Source organism: Pseudorhodoferax sp. LjRoot39 (genome assembly GCF_964253035.1).
GTDB lineage: Bacteria > Pseudomonadota > Gammaproteobacteria > Burkholderiales > Burkholderiaceae_C > Pseudorhodoferax.
This window is the reverse complement of the sequence record NZ_CAXUQL020000001.1, coordinates 2,653,768-2,667,065: the sequence shown is the minus strand read 5'-3', so window position 1 is coordinate 2,667,065 and position 13,298 is coordinate 2,653,768. Positions and strand designations below refer to the sequence as shown.

Genomic DNA, 13,298 nt, shown 5'->3' with positions numbered 1-13,298 from the left:
GAACCGGTTGCATGGACTACAGCAAGCTCTACGCTGCCGGCCGCAACGGCACAACGTTGTCACCGCGCTCCATCGCAGCGACCAGCCCGCCCCAATCGTCCCATGATCTTCCGCCGCTCGACGAGATGCTCACTGCGTGCATAGGCGGCCACGACCTTGCTCCGCTCCGCATGGTCCACTGCGTCTCCAGCGCCGCCGCTGACCAGCCCCGCTCAGACAGCTGGCTACGCGCTGAGGCTCGCAGCCCATGGTGGCTCTGCTTTCCCTCGTAGCCCATCCGCTTGAACAGCAAGTTCAAGGTGTTTTCGCTCATGATGCTGTCGGCACCGTGGTTGCCTGGAAACAGCCACTGCCCACGCTCCCCATTGAGCGCTCGCAGTTCGGCAAGTACCGACAAAGCCTGAGCGGATAACGGCACCGTGTGGGCTTGCAGGTGCTTGCCCTCCTTCATGTTCGCGGCCGGAACCCGCCACTCCCTGGCTTCAAGGTCGAAGTGCTCCCACCGCACCGTGCGCAGCTCGACCGGCCTGGTCCACGTCAGCACCGCGAGGCGGGCCGCCAGCCTGGTCATCGGCTGGCAGTTTTCGTAGGTCAGCAGGTTGCGCAGGAACTCGCCGAACTCGCGCCGCGTTGTCAACGCCGGCCGGTGCTTGACCCGCGGAACCTCCAACGCACCACGCAGATCGCCCGCCGGGTTGCGGTCGGCGCGGTCCGTGGCGATGGCATAGCGAAAGATCTGGCCGCAGATCTCACGCAGACGGGTGGCCGTGTAGGCACTGCCGCCGTCGACGACCTTGTTCAGCATCGCCAACACCTCGGAAGGCTTGAGGTCTTCGATGGGCCGACCGCCGATCTCGGGGAGCACATGGGTTTCGAGGTGGGCCAGACGCTTGCCCGTGGTCGTGGCGGCTTCACCGCGTTTGGCCCTCATCGCATGCCACTCCATCGCCACGGCGCCGAAGGTGTTGACGGTCTCGGCCACGTGCGTCTGCTCCTTCTCGCGCCTGCTCGCGTCGCTTGCGGGCCTTTGCCAGACTGACCTCGGGGTACACCCACCACCAGCAACTTCTGTTTGCCGCCGAAACGCTGGCCCATGGCACGCAGTGGCACTGCATAGCCAAGAAAAAACCCGCAATGCCGGGCCGGCATGCGGGTTGTGGGACGTCCTGAGACTGTCCGGTGGTGCCGATTGTCGGAATCGAACTGACGACCGTCCGCTTACAAGGCGGGTGCTCTACCAACTGAGCTAAATCGGCGAAAACCAGCGGCGATTCTACGCGGTCACTTGACGCGCTTGAGCGCCGGGCGGGGCGCGCCACCGCCGGGCTTGGGCGGCTCGGGCTCGGCGCCCTCGTCAGCGGATTCGACCGGCGCGAGCTGCAGCACCTTGGGCGCCTTGTCATCGGGCGCCTCGGCTGGCAAAGGCGCGCCGGCAGGGGCCGGTGCGGCCTCGGGCGCAGCGGCGGCAGCCACCGGCGAGGGGAAGGCCATCCCCTGCCCGTTCTCGCGGGCGTAGATGGCGATCACGCGGCCGATGGGCACGAGGATCTCGCGGGCGGTGCCCGCGAAGCGCGCCTTGAACTCGATGAAGTCGTTGCCGAGCTTGAGCGCGCTGGTGGCGTCGAAGCTCACGTTCAGCACGATCTCACCGTCCTTGACGTATTCGCGCGGCACCTGCACGGTCTCGTCCACCAGCACCGCGATGTACGGCGTGAAGCCGTTGTCGGTGCACCATTCGTAGAGCGCCCGGATCAGGTACGGGCGGGTGGAAGTGGCGTCGAGCGCGTTCATCCGGTCCAGCTTCCCGTGCTTACTTGCGCATGACCTTTTCGGACGGCGTCAGTGCTTCGATGTAGGCCGGGCGCGAGAAGATGCGCTCGGCGTACTTGAGCAGCGGCGCCGCGTTCTTGCTGAGGTCGATGCCGTAGAAGTCCAGGCGCCACAGCAGCGGGGCGATGGCCACGTCCAGCATCGAGAAGTTCTCGCCCAACATGTACTTGTTCTTGAGGAACACCGGGGCCAGCTGCGTGAGGCGGTCGCGGATGTGGGCACGGGCCTTTTCCAGCGCCTTCTCGTTGCCTTTGGAGGCACGGTTCTCAAGCAGGCTGACGTGCACGAAGAGTTCCTTCTCGAAGTTGAGCAGGAACAGGCGCACGCGGGCGCGGTCCACCGGGTCGCCGGGCATCAGCTGCGGGTGCGGGAAGCGCTCGTCGATGTACTCGTTGATGATGTTCGACTCGTACAGGATCAGGTCGCGCTCGACCAGGATGGGGACCTGGCCGTACGGGTTCATGACGCTGATGTCTTCTGGCTTGTTGTAGAGATCGACGTCGCGGATTTCGAAATCCATGCCCTTTTCGAACAACACGAAGCGGCAACGGTGGGAGAAGGGGCAGGTCGTTCCCGAGTACAAGACCATCATGAGAGAAGACTCCTAAAAAACCAAAAAGAGTGGGTGCGGCATCCGCACCCACTCTGATCACGCCCGCAGCCTGCTGCTGCCGGGCATGGACTGCTTACTTGACGTCTTTCCAGAACGCAGCGTTCAGGCGCCAGGTGATGACCGAGAAGACCGCGAGGAACAGCAGCACCCAGACGCCCACGCGCACGCGCGTGTTCTGTGCGGGTTCGGCCATCCAGGCCATGAAGCTGACCAGATCGCCAACGGCCTGATCGTATTGCAGGGGCGTCATTGTGCCCGGCTTCACCTGCTCCCAGCCTTTGAACACGGCAGTGGCATGGCCATGGCTCTGGATTTCCTCGAAGACGGGCTTGCGCTCACCCTGCAGTTCCCATAGCACGTGCGGCATGCCGACGCTGGGGAAGGCCAGGTTGTTCCAGCCCGTCGCCTTGGTCTCGTCGCGGTAGTAGGTGCGCAGGTAGGTGTAGAGGTAGTCGGCACCCGTGCCGCCATGGCCGGAGCGCGAGCGCGTCATCAGCGTGAGGTCGGGCGGGTTGGCGCCGAACCATTCCTTGGCCTGGCGCGGGTCGATCGCGGCCTTCATGGTCTCGCCGACCTTGTCGGTCGTGAACAGCAGGTTGTCCTTGATCTGTTGCTCGGTCAGGCCGATGTCCTGCAGCCGGTTGAAGCGCATGAACGCCGCCGAGTGGCAGTTCAGGCAGTAGTTGACGAACAGCTTGGCACCGTTTTGCAGCGACGCCATGTCGTTGGTCTTGACCGGCGCCTTGTCCCAGGCAATGCCGCCTTCGGCCGCGTGCGCGGTGCCGGCGGCCAGGCCCAGCGACAGCAGCAGGCCAGCGATGAAACCGTGGAGATTCTTTTTCATGGTCTTCGTCTGTTCCGTGGGCTCAGTGCGGGTTGAAGGTCACGCGCGCGGGCACCGGCTTGGGCTCGCCCAGGCGGCTCCACCAGGGCATCAGCAGGAAGAAGCCGAAATAGAACAGCGTGCCGACCTGCGAGACCCGCTCGCCGATCGGCGAAGGAGCCTGAACGCCCAGGTAGGCCAGCACCACGAAGTTGATGACGAAGACGCCATACACATACTTGTGCCAGCTCGGACGGTAGCGGATCGACTTGACCGGGCTGTGGTCCAGCCAGGGCAGGAAGAACAGGATGATGACGGCGCCGCCCATGACGACCACGCCCCAGAACTTCGCGTCGATCGACAGCATCATGGCCACTGCGGCCACGGCCGCGACGACGATGAACGCCTTGACAAAACCAGGCAGGCGCAGCTTGAGCGTCATGAGGCCGGCACCGAGCACCACGCAGGCGATCAGCACATACATCATCTCGCTCGTGATGGCGCGCAGCATCGAGTAGAACGGCGTGAAGTACCAGACGGGCGCGATGTGCGCCGGCGTCTTCAGCGGGTCGGCCGGGATGAAGTTGTTGTACTCGAGGAAGTAGCCACCGAACTCGGGGGCGAAGAAGATCACCGCCGTGAAGGCCATCAGGAACACGCACACGCCGAAGATGTCGTGCACCGTGTAGTACGGGTGGAACGGGATGCCGTCCAGCGGCTTGCCGTTCGGGCCCTTGGTGGCCTTGATCTCGATGCCGTCGGGGTTGTTGGAACCCACATCGTGCAGCGCCAGCAGGTGCGCCACCACCAGGCCCAGCAACACCAGCGGCACGGCGATCACGTGGAAGCTGAAGAAGCGGTTCAGCGTGGCGTCACCGACCACGTAGTCGCCGCGGATCAGCAGCGCCAGATCGGGGCCGATGAAGGGGATCGCGGCGAACAGGTTCACGATCACCTGGGCGCCCCAGTAGGACATCTGGCCCCAGGGCAGCAGGTAGCCCATGAAGGCCTCGGCCATCAGGCACAGGAAGATCGCGCAGCCGAACACCCAGACCAGCTCGCGCGGCTTGCGGTAGGAGCCATACAGCAGGCCGCGGAACATGTGCAAGTAGACCACCACGAAGAAGGCCGAGGCACCCGTGGAGTGCATGTAGCGGATCAGCCAGCCCCAGGGCACGTCGCGCATGATGTACTCGACCGAGGCGAACGCGAGGTTCGCATCGGGCTTGTAGTGCATCACGAGGAAGATGCCGGTGACGATCTGGATCACCAGGACCAGCAGCGCCAGCGAGCCGAAGATGTACCAGAAGTTGAAGTTCTTCGGCGCGTAGTAGTCCGACATGTGGACGCGGTAGGCGTCGAACGCGGTCGGGAACCGGTTCTCCAGCCAGTTGGTCACATGCGCGCCAATCGGCGCGTTGGGCGAGATTTCCTTGAATTCAGCCATGTCCGTCGTGCCCCCTCAAGCCTTCTTGTCGTCGCCGATGAGCAGGCGCGTGTCGGTCAGGTACTGGTGCGGCGGCACTTCGAGGTTGTCGGGCGCGGGCTTGTTGGCGAACACGCGGCCGGCCAGGTCGAAGGTCGAGCCGTGGCAGGGGCACAGGAAGCCGCCCTCCCAGTTGTCGGGCAGCGAGGGCTGGGGCCCGGGCGTGAACTTGTCGACCGGCGAGCAGCCCAGGTGGGTGCAGATGCCCACCACGACCAGCACATCGGGCTTGATCGAGCGGCCCTCGTTGCGTGCGTATTCGGGCGTCAGCTCGGATGGCTTGCGCAGCGACTTGGGGTCGGCCAGCTGGCTGTCGAGCTTGGGCAGCTCGGCCAGTTGCTCGGGCGTGCGCTTGATGATCCACACCGGCTTGCCACGCCACTCCACGGTGACCTTCTCGCCGGGCTTGAGTGCGGAGATGTCGACCTCGACAGCGGCACCCGCAGCCTTGGCGCGCTCCGAAGGCTGAAATGTGCTCACGAACGGAACTGCGGTTGCCACACCACCTACCGCCCCCGCGCAACCGGAGGCGATCAGCCATGTCCGCTTGCTACGGTCGACTGGAATGTCACTCATGGGGTTCCTCAATAGTCTCTTATTGGAGTCAACAAAAGATTGTAGCGGACAGGGTTATTCGCTCTCAAGGCGCGCTGATGCGGTCTGTGCGCCCTGCGCGACAGGCGAATGCAGCGAGAATGCGCGGGTTTTTCACTCACCGAAGCGAGGGGATGCCATGGGCATGATGCAGGAATTCAGGGAGTTCGCGGTCAAGGGCAATGTGATCGACCTGGCCGTCGGCGTGATCATCGGTGGCGCCTTCGGCAAGATCGTCGACTCTGTGGTGGCCGACCTGATCATGCCTGTCGTCGGCCTGGTCTTCGGCAAACTGGATTTCTCCAACCTCTTCGTGGTGCTGGGCACCGCGCCAGCCGGCGTGCCGAACACGCTGGACGCCCTGCGCAAGGCCGGCGTGCCGGTGCTGGCCTATGGCAACTTCATCACCATCGCGGTGAACTTCGCCATCCTGGCCTTCATCATCTTCATGATGGTCAAGCAGATCAACCGCCTCAAGCGCGCGGAACCGGCACCCGCACCTGCCGCCCCGGTCACGCCCGAAGACGTGATGCTGCTGCGCGAGATCCGCGACAGCCTGAAGAAGTAGTTCGCTTCAGCCGCGCGCCAGTTGGCGCGCCATGCGCAAGGCCTCGACGAGGCTGCGCGCATCGGCCCGGCCGGTGCCGGCGATGTCGAACGCGGTGCCGTGGTCCGGGCTGGTGCGCACCAGCGGCAGGCCCAGGGTCACGTTCACGCCCTGCTCCACACCGAGGTATTTCACGGGGATCAGGCCCTGGTCGTGGTACATGGCCACGACCACGTCGAAGGCGCCCGTGCGAGCGCGCATGAACACCGTGTCGGGCGCATAGGGCCCCTGGGCATCGATGCCTTCGGTGCGCGCCGCCGCCATGGCTGGCGCGATGGTCTCGATCTCTTCGTGGCCGAACAGGCCACTTTCGCCCGCATGCGGGTTCAGGCCGGCCACGCCGATGCGCGGCGTGCGGCCCAGCACCGCAGCCAAAGCGGCGTGCGTGATGCGCAGCGTCTGCAGCACGTTGTCGAAGGTCACGGCGTCCAGCGCGGCGCGCAGCGACACGTGGATGCTGACCAGCACAGTGCGCAGCTCCGGATTGGCCAGCATCATGCGCACCGGCATCTCGGCCACGGGCCGGCCGGCATGGGCCGCGGCCTCGGCCTGCAGCAACTCGGTGTGGCCCGGATAGGGCACGCCCGCAGCGGACAGTGCCTCCTTGTGCACCGGCGCCGTCACCAGCGCCGCCACCTCGCCGCGCAAGGCAGCGCGCGCGCCCCATGCCACGCAATCGGCGGCCAGGCGGCCGGCCACCGCACTGACGGCGCCGTAGGGCATGGCGGGCGTATCAGGGCCCGGCTGCAGCACCGGAATGCAACGCGGCGGCAGCTGCCAGACCTGCTGGGGCGTCGCGATCGGTGCCAGCGCCGGTGCAACGCCCGCCAGCAGCGCCAGCGCACGCCGCATGAGGCCGACATCGCCCACCACGAAGCAGCCCTGCAGCAGCGCAGGCTCCGCCTGGAAAGCCTTGGCGATGATTTCGGGGCCGATGCCTGCGGCATCGCCCATGCTGATGGCGATCGGCAGCGCAACCATCACGCGGGGTTCTCGATCTCGATGAAACGGTGCGCGATGCCCAACTGGGCCGCGACATGGGCGGCCACTGCCGGCGCGCCGTAGCGTTCGGTCGCATGGTGGCCGCAGGCCAGGAAGGCCACGCCGCACTCGCGCGCCAGATGGGCTTGCGGCTCGGAGATCTCGCCCGTGATGAAGGCATCCGCGCCGGCCGCGATGGCCGCCTCGAAGTACGACTGCGCGCCGCCCGTGCACCAGGCGATGCGGCGCAGCGGCCGGCCGTGCCCGGGGTCGACCAGCGTCACGCCGCGGCCCAGGCGCCGCTCCACATGCCGTGCCAACGCCTGCGCATCGGCGAACGCGCCCTGCCCCACGAACCCGAGGTCCTGCTCGCCGAAGCGCGTCGATTCCAATGGCAGCTCCAGCACGCGGCCCAGCTGCGCGTTGTTGCCCAGTTCAGGGTGCGCGTCCAGCGGCAGGTGGTAAGCCAGCAGGTTGATGTCGTGCACGAGCAGCAGCGCCAGGCGCTGCTTCATCCAGCCAGTGACGGTGCCGCTCTGGCCACGCCAGAACAGGCCGTGGTGGACGAAGATGGCGTCCGCCTCCTCGGCAATCGCTGCCTCGATCAGCGCCCGGCTGGCCGTGACGCCGCTGACGAGCCGGCGGATCGGCGCCTTGCCCTCCACCTGCAGGCCGTTCGGCCCGTAGTCCTTGAAACGGGCCGGCTGCAGCAGTGCATCGCAGGCCTGCAGCAATTCGTCGCGCGTGGTGGTGTGCATGGCCGAATTGTCTCAGGCCATACCGCCGATCAGGCGCGCGGTTGCCAACCGCGCGAGGCGAAGGGCCACAGGCCGATCAGGAAGCCCAGCACTGCGACACCGGCCACGTAGTGGGCCGGCGCCATCACGTCGACCTGTTGCCAGACGCTGATCAGCACCGGCGTGAAGCCGCCGAAGACCGCATAGGCCATGTTGTAGGCAAACGAGAGCCCGGAGAAGCGCACGGCCGGCGGGAAGGCGCGCACCCCCACGATGGGCAGCAGCGCGATGGAGCCGACGAAGAAACCGACCAGCGCATAGCTCCACACCAGCGACGCGGACGTGCCCGGCAGGCCCAGGTAGAACAGATAGGTCGTGGCGAACAGCCCGCCCCAGCCGACCAGCATCACGGCCCGGGTGCCGAACCGGTCGGATGCCCAGCCCACCACCGCGCAGCCCAGGGTCAGCGTGAAGGTCGCGGCCAGGTTGGCTTGCAGCGAGAGCTTGGCCGGAATCTGGAACACCTTCTGCAGGTAGGCCGGCGTGAACAGGATCACGACCACGATGGCGGTGGACAACACCCAGGTCATGAGCGCGACCAGCACGATGGCGGCACGGTGTTCGCGCAGCACGGTCTTCACGGGCAGCTCGCGCGCCACCTTCTTGCGCTCGGCCAACTCCTGGAACACCGGGGTCTCTTCGAGGAAACGGCGCAGGTAGACCGACACCAGGCCGAACACGCCGCCCAGGATGAACGGGATGCGCCAGGCCCCGTCGTGGATCTCGACCGGCGTGTAGTGGGTGTTGAGCGCCACGGCGACCAGCGAGCCCAGCAGGATGCCGCCCGTGATGCCGGCCGTCAGCGTGCCCACGGCCAGGCCGTAGTGGCGCTTGGGCACATGCTCGGCCACGAAGACCCAGGCCCCCGGCATTTCGCCACCGATGGCTGCCCCCTGCAGGATGCGCATGGCCAAGAGCAGCAGCGGCGCGGCGATGCCGATGGACGCGTAGGTGGGCAACAGGCCGATCACCAGCGTGGGCACGGACATCAGGAAGATCGACAGCGTGAACATGCGCTTGCGTCCCAGGATGTCGCCGAAGTGGGCGATGACGATGCCGCCCAGCGGCCGCGCCAGGTAGCCGGCCGCGAAGATGCCCAGCGTCTGCAGCTGGCGCATCCAGTCCGGCAGGTCGGCCGGGAAGAACAACGCGCCCAGCACGTTGGCGAAGAAGACGAAGACGACGAAGTCGTAGAACTCCAGCGTGCCGCCCAGGGCCGAGAGGCCGAGGGTGCGGAGATCGCGGCGGGTGAGCGGTCGTCGGGGTGCGGCGTCCGGCTGGGACGCCGCCGAAACGATGGTGGTCATAGAGGCTTTTTCCGGGAACGGGAGGCAGGATCGCGTCTGCGCAGGACGCGGCCGCGGGATGGGCGGCACGATGGGGATCGTTCGACGGGGGTCCGGATGGGGCCTGGGGCCATGCGCGCCACCGGGGTGTCCGGTTCGGCATGGCGGGGAACGCAGCGGCTGACGCAGGGGCGCAATTCTAAGGGTTTACCCGCAATTCTGCAGACCGGGGGCTCGCGTACGGCCCGTGAGGCGCCTACCGCCATGGCCGACAATGCGCGCTTTCCCGGATTTCCCATTGCCACCATGAAGCGCTTCTGGCTGCTCTTTTCCCAATCCGTGACCGTGCTGCTCGCGGCCTACTTCGTTGTCGCCACCCTGAAGCCGGAGTGGCTGGGCAAGCGCGGCTTCACGGGCAGCAGCATCTCGGTCATCGAAGCACCGGCCGTACCGCCCGGCACCGTGGCGGCCGGCAGCTTCGCCCCGGCGGCCAAGCGCGCAGCGCCCGCCGTGGTCAGCATCAACACCAGCACGGCAGCCCAGCCCCACCCCAACAGCAACGACCCGTGGTTCCGCTTCTTCTTCGGCGACCGCGGCGGCGAGGCGCGCGCCGGCCTGGGCAGCGGCGTGATCGTGAGCGCCGAAGGCTATGTGCTGACCAACAACCATGTGGTCGAAGGCGCTGACGTGATCGAGGTGATCCTCAACGACGCCCGGCGCACCCAGGCCAAGGTCATCGGTACCGATCCCGAAACCGACCTGGCAATCCTGAAGATCGACCTCGACAAGCTGCCCGTCATGGTGCTGGGCAGCTCGGACGCGCTGCAGGTCGGCGACCAGGTGCTGGCCATCGGCAACCCCTTCGGCGTGGGCCAGACGGTCACCAGCGGCATCATCAGCGCGCTGGGCCGCAACCAGCTGGGCATGAGCCCGCTGCAGGAATTCATTCAGACGGATGCCGCCATCAACCCCGGCAACTCGGGTGGCGCGCTGGTCGACACGGCAGGCAACCTGTTGGGCATCAACACCGCGATCTACTCGCGCTCGGGCGGCAGCATGGGCATCGGCTTCGCGGTCCCCGTGTCCACCGCCAAGCTGGTGCTCGAAGGCATCGTGCGCGACGGCCAGGTGCGCCGCGGCTGGATCGGCGTGGAGCCGAACGACCTCTCGCCCGAACTGGCCGAGACCTTCGGCGTGAAGACCACGGCCGGCGTGATCATCACGGGCGTGCTGCAGAACGGCCCGGCGGCGCAGGCGGGCGTGCGGCCGGGCGACGTGATCGCCGCGGTGTCCGGCAAGGCCATCGGCAACGTGACGGAGCTGCTGTCGTCCGTGGCCGCGCTCAAGCCCGGCGAGGCCTCGGAGTTCGAAGTGCTGCGGCGCGAGGAACGCCTGCGCCTGCAGGTCACGCCGGGCGTGCGGCCCAAGCCGCAGCGCGCGCAGCGGCCCTGATCTACGAGCCGTTGCCGCTGGCCTCGGCTTCGGTTTCTTCCGGGGCCTTGGTGTGCTTGATGAACAGCTGGGCCGCCCAGATCCCGACCTCGTACAGGATGCACATGGGGATGGCCAGCGCCAGCTGCGACACCACGTCCGGCGGCGTCACGATGGCGGCCACGACGAAGGCCACCACGATGAAGTAGCCGCGGAAGCTCTTGAGCTTGTCCACCGTGACGATGCCCACGCGCGCCAGCACCACCACCGCGATCGGCACCTCGAAGGCCAGGCCGAACGCCAGGAACATGCTCAGCGCAAAGCCCAGGTAGGCCTCGATGTCAGGCGCCGCCGTGATGCTCTTGGGCGCAAAGCTCTGGATGAACTTGAACACCTGGCCGAACACGAAGTAGTAGCAGAACGCCACGCCGACGAGGAACAGGATGGTGCTGGAGATCACCAGCGGCATCACCAGCTTCTTCTCGTGCGAGTACAGACCCGGTGCCACGAAGGCCCAGACCTGGTAGAGCACGACCGGCAGCGCGATCATGAAGGCCGCCATCAGCAGGATCTTGAGCGGCACCAGAAACGGTGAGATCACCGACGTGGCGATCAGCGTGGCCCCCGCCGGCAGGGCCGACACCAGCGGCGCGGCCAGCAGGTCGTACAGCGCGCCCGGTCCCGGATAGACCGCCAGCACCGCCGCCACGATGCCGATCGCGACCACGGCCTTGATCAGCCGGTCGCGCAGCTCCATCAGGTGCTCTACGAACGGCTGCTCCGTACCGGCGAGTTCGTCTTCCTTCTTGTTCGGATCAGGCATGGTGCAAGCGGATGGGCGGCGGGCTGCTGCGCCGGCCGGACACGGTGCGAACCGTGGTCAATTGAGTTTCTGGGGCCGGTAGCGGGCCACCCGCGCTGCGCCGGACAAGGCCTTGGTCCGCACGCCGGTGCGCGCCTTGTACCACTGCGGCATGGCGCCCTGCTTCACACGCCAGTGCTTCTTGGGGTGCTTGTACTCGGGGTACTGCACGAACCCCTCGCCCGTCGTGCTGTCGGAAGAGGCCGTCGTGCTGCCGTCCAGGCCGGCCGTGGTGGCAGCCCAGTCCTTCTCGAACTCGCTGGCGGTGGTCTGCATGGAGGTCTGCACGTCGCGTGCGGCACCTTCCACCGTGTCCTTCATCTTCTTGAGTTCGTCCAGCTCCATGGAGCGGTTGACCTCGGCCTTGACGTCGGCCACGTAACGCTGCGCCTTGCCGAGCAAGGCCCCCACCGTGCGGGCCACGCGCGGCAGCTTCTCCGGCCCGATGACGATCAACGCCACCGCGCCGATCAGCGCCATCTTCGAGATGCCGAGATCGATCACGGGCGGACGATCAGGACTTGGTCTTGGCTTCGACGTCGATGGTGGACTTCTCGGCGTTGGCCGCCGTGGTGCCCACCTGCGCGTTCGGGCCGGTCGCGGCCTTGTCTTCCGGCGCGCTGCCGTCCTTCATGCCGTCCTTGAAACCCTTGACGGCGCCACCCAGGTCGCTGCCCATATTCTTGAGCTTCTTGGTGCCGAACACCATGACCACAATCAGCAGCACGATCAGCCAGTGCCAGATGGAAAAAGAACCCATGGAAGTACTCCTAACGAATTGCGTTGAATTTTAGTGCGCGGGATGAACCATTCCCGCGCAGGGCGAATAAGACGGATCAGCCGCGCGCCCAGGGGCGCGGGCCGCCCAGGACATGCAGATGCAGGTGATGCACCTCCTGGCCGCCTTCGGAGCCGGTGTTCACCACCAGCCGGAAGCCACCATCGGGATAGGGGTTGCAGCCTTCCTGCAGCGCCAGCCGCGGCGCCAGCGTGAGCATGCGGCCCAGCATGGGCGCGTGCTCGTCCGTCACCTGGGCCATGGAGGCCACGTGGTGCTTGGGGACGATCAGGAAGTGGATGGGCGCGGCCGGGCGGATGTCGTGGAAGGCGAAGAACTCGTCGTCCTCGTGGACCTTGCGGGACGGGATCTGCCCTTGGGCGATCTTGCAGAACAGGCAATCGGGATCGTGCATGCGGGCTCGCTCAACGGGACAGGCCGACCGGGCGGCTGGCGTTCATGTCCACCATGCCCCGCACGATGCGGTACAGGAACCAGATGGAAATCACCAGCCAGGCGATGGCGCCGGGCAGGTACAACAGGAAGAACAGCGGCAGCGTGACCAGGTACAGCACGCCGGCCCACAGCACCGAGCGGATGCGCCAGGAGAAGTGGCTGGCCTGCCAGGTGCCTTCGGCATCTGACTTCTTGACGAGGTCGATCACGAGCGCGATCAGCAGCAGGCCGATGCTGGGCTGGGCCGAGGGCACCACGGCCGCCACCGCCACCACGAGGTGCAGCAGGTAGCTGATCCAGCCCACGGTCTTGAGTTGCTGGGCCTGTTCGCTGTCCTTGACCTGAACGTCGACGATGTCATCAGCCACGGCCGTCTCCTTCGCGTGCAACGGCCTTGCGCAAGGCCTTTTCCTCGATGCCGCTGGTGCCTTCGCGGCGCAGCAACTCGGCGATCACATCCTCGGGCCCGGCACCGTAGTGCGCCAGCGCCACCAGCGAGTGGAACCACAGGTCCGCCACCTCGGCGACGAACTTGCCCTTGAGGTGCGCGGCGTCGCCGCGTCCGGCGTCGATGTCCTTGGCGGCCATGACGACCTCGGTCGCCTCCTCGCCGATCTTCTTGAGGAAGGCGTCCGGCCCCTTGTACAGCAGCCGGGCCACGTAGCTGGCCTCGGGGTCACCGCCGGCCGCGGGCTTGCGGCTCTCGATCACGGCCGCGAGGCGGCCCAATGCATCCTGGGACAAAGTGCTCATG

The 13,298-nt window shown here is 66.6% G+C and carries 17 protein-coding genes and 1 tRNA gene; 2 read left to right on the top strand and 16 right to left on the bottom strand.

Annotation, left to right across the window (positions count from 1 at the left end):
- Window positions 1-28: 28 nt before the first annotated feature.
- The 7 genes from ACSQ4M_RS12640 to petA form a co-directional block, all read right to left on the bottom strand.
- Window positions 29-982 carry a tyrosine-type recombinase/integrase gene (locus ACSQ4M_RS12640; protein ID WP_436189868.1) on the bottom strand — a complete coding sequence of 318 codons (954 nt, stop codon included), beginning with the start codon at window positions 980-982 and terminating at the stop codon, window positions 29-31.
- Between the two features lie 198 nt (window positions 983-1,180).
- Window positions 1,181-1,256: transfer RNA gene (locus ACSQ4M_RS12635), tRNA-Thr, on the bottom strand.
- A gap of 25 nt (window positions 1,257-1,281) precedes the next feature.
- Window positions 1,282-1,791 carry a ClpXP protease specificity-enhancing factor gene (locus ACSQ4M_RS12630; RefSeq protein ID WP_436189867.1) on the bottom strand — a complete coding sequence of 170 codons (510 nt, stop codon included), beginning with the start codon at window positions 1,789-1,791 and terminating at the stop codon, window positions 1,282-1,284.
- A gap of 19 nt (window positions 1,792-1,810) precedes the next feature.
- The gene (locus tag ACSQ4M_RS12625) at window positions 1,811-2,422 is read right to left on the bottom strand and encodes a glutathione S-transferase N-terminal domain-containing protein (RefSeq protein WP_056672295.1); all 612 of its coding nucleotides are present in this window, start codon (window positions 2,420-2,422) and stop codon (window positions 1,811-1,813) included.
- A gap of 94 nt (window positions 2,423-2,516) precedes the next feature.
- A complete protein-coding gene (locus tag ACSQ4M_RS12620; RefSeq protein ID WP_436189866.1) occupies window positions 2,517-3,287 on the bottom strand; it encodes a cytochrome c1 in 771 nt (256 codons plus the stop codon).
- A gap of 22 nt (window positions 3,288-3,309) precedes the next feature.
- Window positions 3,310-4,713, bottom strand: coding sequence for a cytochrome b (locus ACSQ4M_RS12615; protein WP_436189865.1), 1,404 nt, complete (start codon window positions 4,711-4,713; stop codon window positions 3,310-3,312).
- Window positions 4,714-4,728: 15 nt separating this feature from the next.
- Complete coding sequence (gene petA / locus ACSQ4M_RS12610) at window positions 4,729-5,328, bottom strand: ubiquinol-cytochrome c reductase iron-sulfur subunit (protein ID WP_436189864.1); 600 nt, start codon at window positions 5,326-5,328, stop codon at window positions 4,729-4,731.
- A 157-nt stretch (window positions 5,329-5,485) separates the two neighbouring features.
- Here petA and mscL point away from each other — a divergent pair, with 157 nt between their 5' ends.
- The gene (mscL, locus tag ACSQ4M_RS12605; RefSeq protein ID WP_436189863.1) at window positions 5,486-5,914 is read left to right on the top strand and encodes a large conductance mechanosensitive channel protein MscL; all 429 of its coding nucleotides are present in this window, start codon (window positions 5,486-5,488) and stop codon (window positions 5,912-5,914) included.
- Between the two features lie 6 nt (window positions 5,915-5,920).
- Here mscL and pdxA read toward each other — a convergent pair whose 3' ends face one another.
- Genes pdxA through ACSQ4M_RS12590 form a run of 3 tightly spaced genes read right to left on the bottom strand, consistent with a single transcriptional unit; the run spans window position 5,921 to window position 9,038 of the window.
- On the bottom strand, window positions 5,921-6,934 hold the full coding sequence (pdxA, locus tag ACSQ4M_RS12600; protein WP_436189862.1) for a 4-hydroxythreonine-4-phosphate dehydrogenase PdxA: 1,014 nt from the start codon (window positions 6,932-6,934) through the stop codon (window positions 5,921-5,923).
- Window positions 6,934-7,692 (bottom strand): Nif3-like dinuclear metal center hexameric protein, encoded by a 759-nt coding sequence (locus tag ACSQ4M_RS12595; RefSeq protein ID WP_436189861.1) that lies wholly within the window; start codon window positions 7,690-7,692, stop codon window positions 6,934-6,936. The genes pdxA and ACSQ4M_RS12595 overlap by 1 nt, the downstream gene beginning before the upstream one ends.
- Window positions 7,693-7,721: 29 nt before the next feature.
- Entirely contained in the window at window positions 7,722-9,038 is a 1,317-nt protein-coding gene (locus ACSQ4M_RS12590; RefSeq protein WP_436189860.1) for an MFS transporter, read from the bottom strand.
- Window positions 9,039-9,323: 285 nt separating this feature from the next.
- On the opposite strand from ACSQ4M_RS12590, the gene ACSQ4M_RS12585 reads away from it, so the two are divergent.
- Window positions 9,324-10,469 carry a S1C family serine protease gene (locus ACSQ4M_RS12585; protein ID WP_436194001.1) on the top strand — a complete coding sequence of 382 codons (1,146 nt, stop codon included), beginning with the start codon at window positions 9,324-9,326 and terminating at the stop codon, window positions 10,467-10,469.
- A 1-nt stretch (window position 10,470) separates the two neighbouring features.
- Here ACSQ4M_RS12585 and tatC read toward each other — a convergent pair whose 3' ends face one another.
- The 6 genes from tatC to ACSQ4M_RS12555 form a co-directional block, all read right to left on the bottom strand.
- On the bottom strand, window positions 10,471-11,271 hold the full coding sequence (gene tatC, locus ACSQ4M_RS12580; RefSeq protein WP_436189859.1) for a twin-arginine translocase subunit TatC: 801 nt from the start codon (window positions 11,269-11,271) through the stop codon (window positions 10,471-10,473).
- A gap of 57 nt (window positions 11,272-11,328) precedes the next feature.
- Window positions 11,329-11,814, bottom strand: a complete 486-nt coding sequence (gene tatB / locus ACSQ4M_RS12575) for a Sec-independent protein translocase protein TatB (protein ID WP_436189858.1) — start codon at window positions 11,812-11,814, stop codon at window positions 11,329-11,331.
- A 10-nt stretch (window positions 11,815-11,824) separates the two neighbouring features.
- Window positions 11,825-12,070, bottom strand: a complete 246-nt coding sequence (tatA, locus tag ACSQ4M_RS12570) for a Sec-independent protein translocase subunit TatA (protein ID WP_056672276.1) — start codon at window positions 12,068-12,070, stop codon at window positions 11,825-11,827.
- 76 nt (window positions 12,071-12,146) lie between these two features.
- Window positions 12,147-12,503 carry a histidine triad nucleotide-binding protein gene (locus ACSQ4M_RS12565; RefSeq protein WP_436189857.1) on the bottom strand — a complete coding sequence of 119 codons (357 nt, stop codon included), beginning with the start codon at window positions 12,501-12,503 and terminating at the stop codon, window positions 12,147-12,149.
- Window positions 12,504-12,513: 10 nt separating this feature from the next.
- On the bottom strand, window positions 12,514-12,912 hold the full coding sequence (locus ACSQ4M_RS12560; RefSeq protein WP_436189856.1) for a DUF4870 family protein: 399 nt from the start codon (window positions 12,910-12,912) through the stop codon (window positions 12,514-12,516).
- A complete protein-coding gene (locus tag ACSQ4M_RS12555) occupies window positions 12,905-13,297 on the bottom strand; it encodes a phosphoribosyl-ATP diphosphatase (RefSeq protein WP_436189855.1) in 393 nt (130 codons plus the stop codon). The genes ACSQ4M_RS12560 and ACSQ4M_RS12555 overlap by 8 nt, the downstream gene beginning before the upstream one ends.
- Between the last annotated feature and the right edge of the window lies 1 nt (window position 13,298).

Bases quoted from the DNA above. Each gene is read 5' to 3' on its own strand.
- ACSQ4M_RS12620 (WP_436189866.1), bottom strand. From the start codon at position 3,287: ATGAAAAAGAATCTCCACGGTTTCATCGCTGGCCTGCTGCTGTCGCTG.
- pdxA (WP_436189862.1), bottom strand. From the start codon at position 6,934: ATGGTTGCGCTGCCGATCGCCATCAGCATGGGCGATGCCGCAGGCATC.
- ACSQ4M_RS12630 (WP_436189867.1), bottom strand. From the start codon at position 1,791: ATGAACGCGCTCGACGCCACTTCCACCCGCCCGTACCTGATCCGGGCG.
- ACSQ4M_RS12590 (WP_436189860.1), bottom strand. From the start codon at position 9,038: ATGACCACCATCGTTTCGGCGGCGTCCCAGCCGGACGCCGCACCCCGA.
- tatC (WP_436189859.1), bottom strand. From the start codon at position 11,271: ATGCCTGATCCGAACAAGAAGGAAGACGAACTCGCCGGTACGGAGCAG.
- mscL (WP_436189863.1), top strand. From the start codon at position 5,486: ATGGGCATGATGCAGGAATTCAGGGAGTTCGCGGTCAAGGGCAATGTG.
- ACSQ4M_RS12585 (WP_436194001.1), top strand. From the start codon at position 9,324: ATGAAGCGCTTCTGGCTGCTCTTTTCCCAATCCGTGACCGTGCTGCTC.
- ACSQ4M_RS12625 (WP_056672295.1), bottom strand. From the start codon at position 2,422: ATGATGGTCTTGTACTCGGGAACGACCTGCCCCTTCTCCCACCGTTGC.
- tatA (WP_056672276.1), bottom strand. From the start codon at position 12,070: ATGGGTTCTTTTTCCATCTGGCACTGGCTGATCGTGCTGCTGATTGTG.
- ACSQ4M_RS12565 (WP_436189857.1), bottom strand. From the start codon at position 12,503: ATGCACGATCCCGATTGCCTGTTCTGCAAGATCGCCCAAGGGCAGATC.
- ACSQ4M_RS12595 (WP_436189861.1), bottom strand. From the start codon at position 7,692: ATGCACACCACCACGCGCGACGAATTGCTGCAGGCCTGCGATGCACTG.
- ACSQ4M_RS12615 (WP_436189865.1), bottom strand. From the start codon at position 4,713: ATGGCTGAATTCAAGGAAATCTCGCCCAACGCGCCGATTGGCGCGCAT.
- petA (WP_436189864.1), bottom strand. From the start codon at position 5,328: ATGAGTGACATTCCAGTCGACCGTAGCAAGCGGACATGGCTGATCGCC.
- ACSQ4M_RS12555 (WP_436189855.1), bottom strand. From the start codon at position 13,297: ATGAGCACTTTGTCCCAGGATGCATTGGGCCGCCTCGCGGCCGTGATC.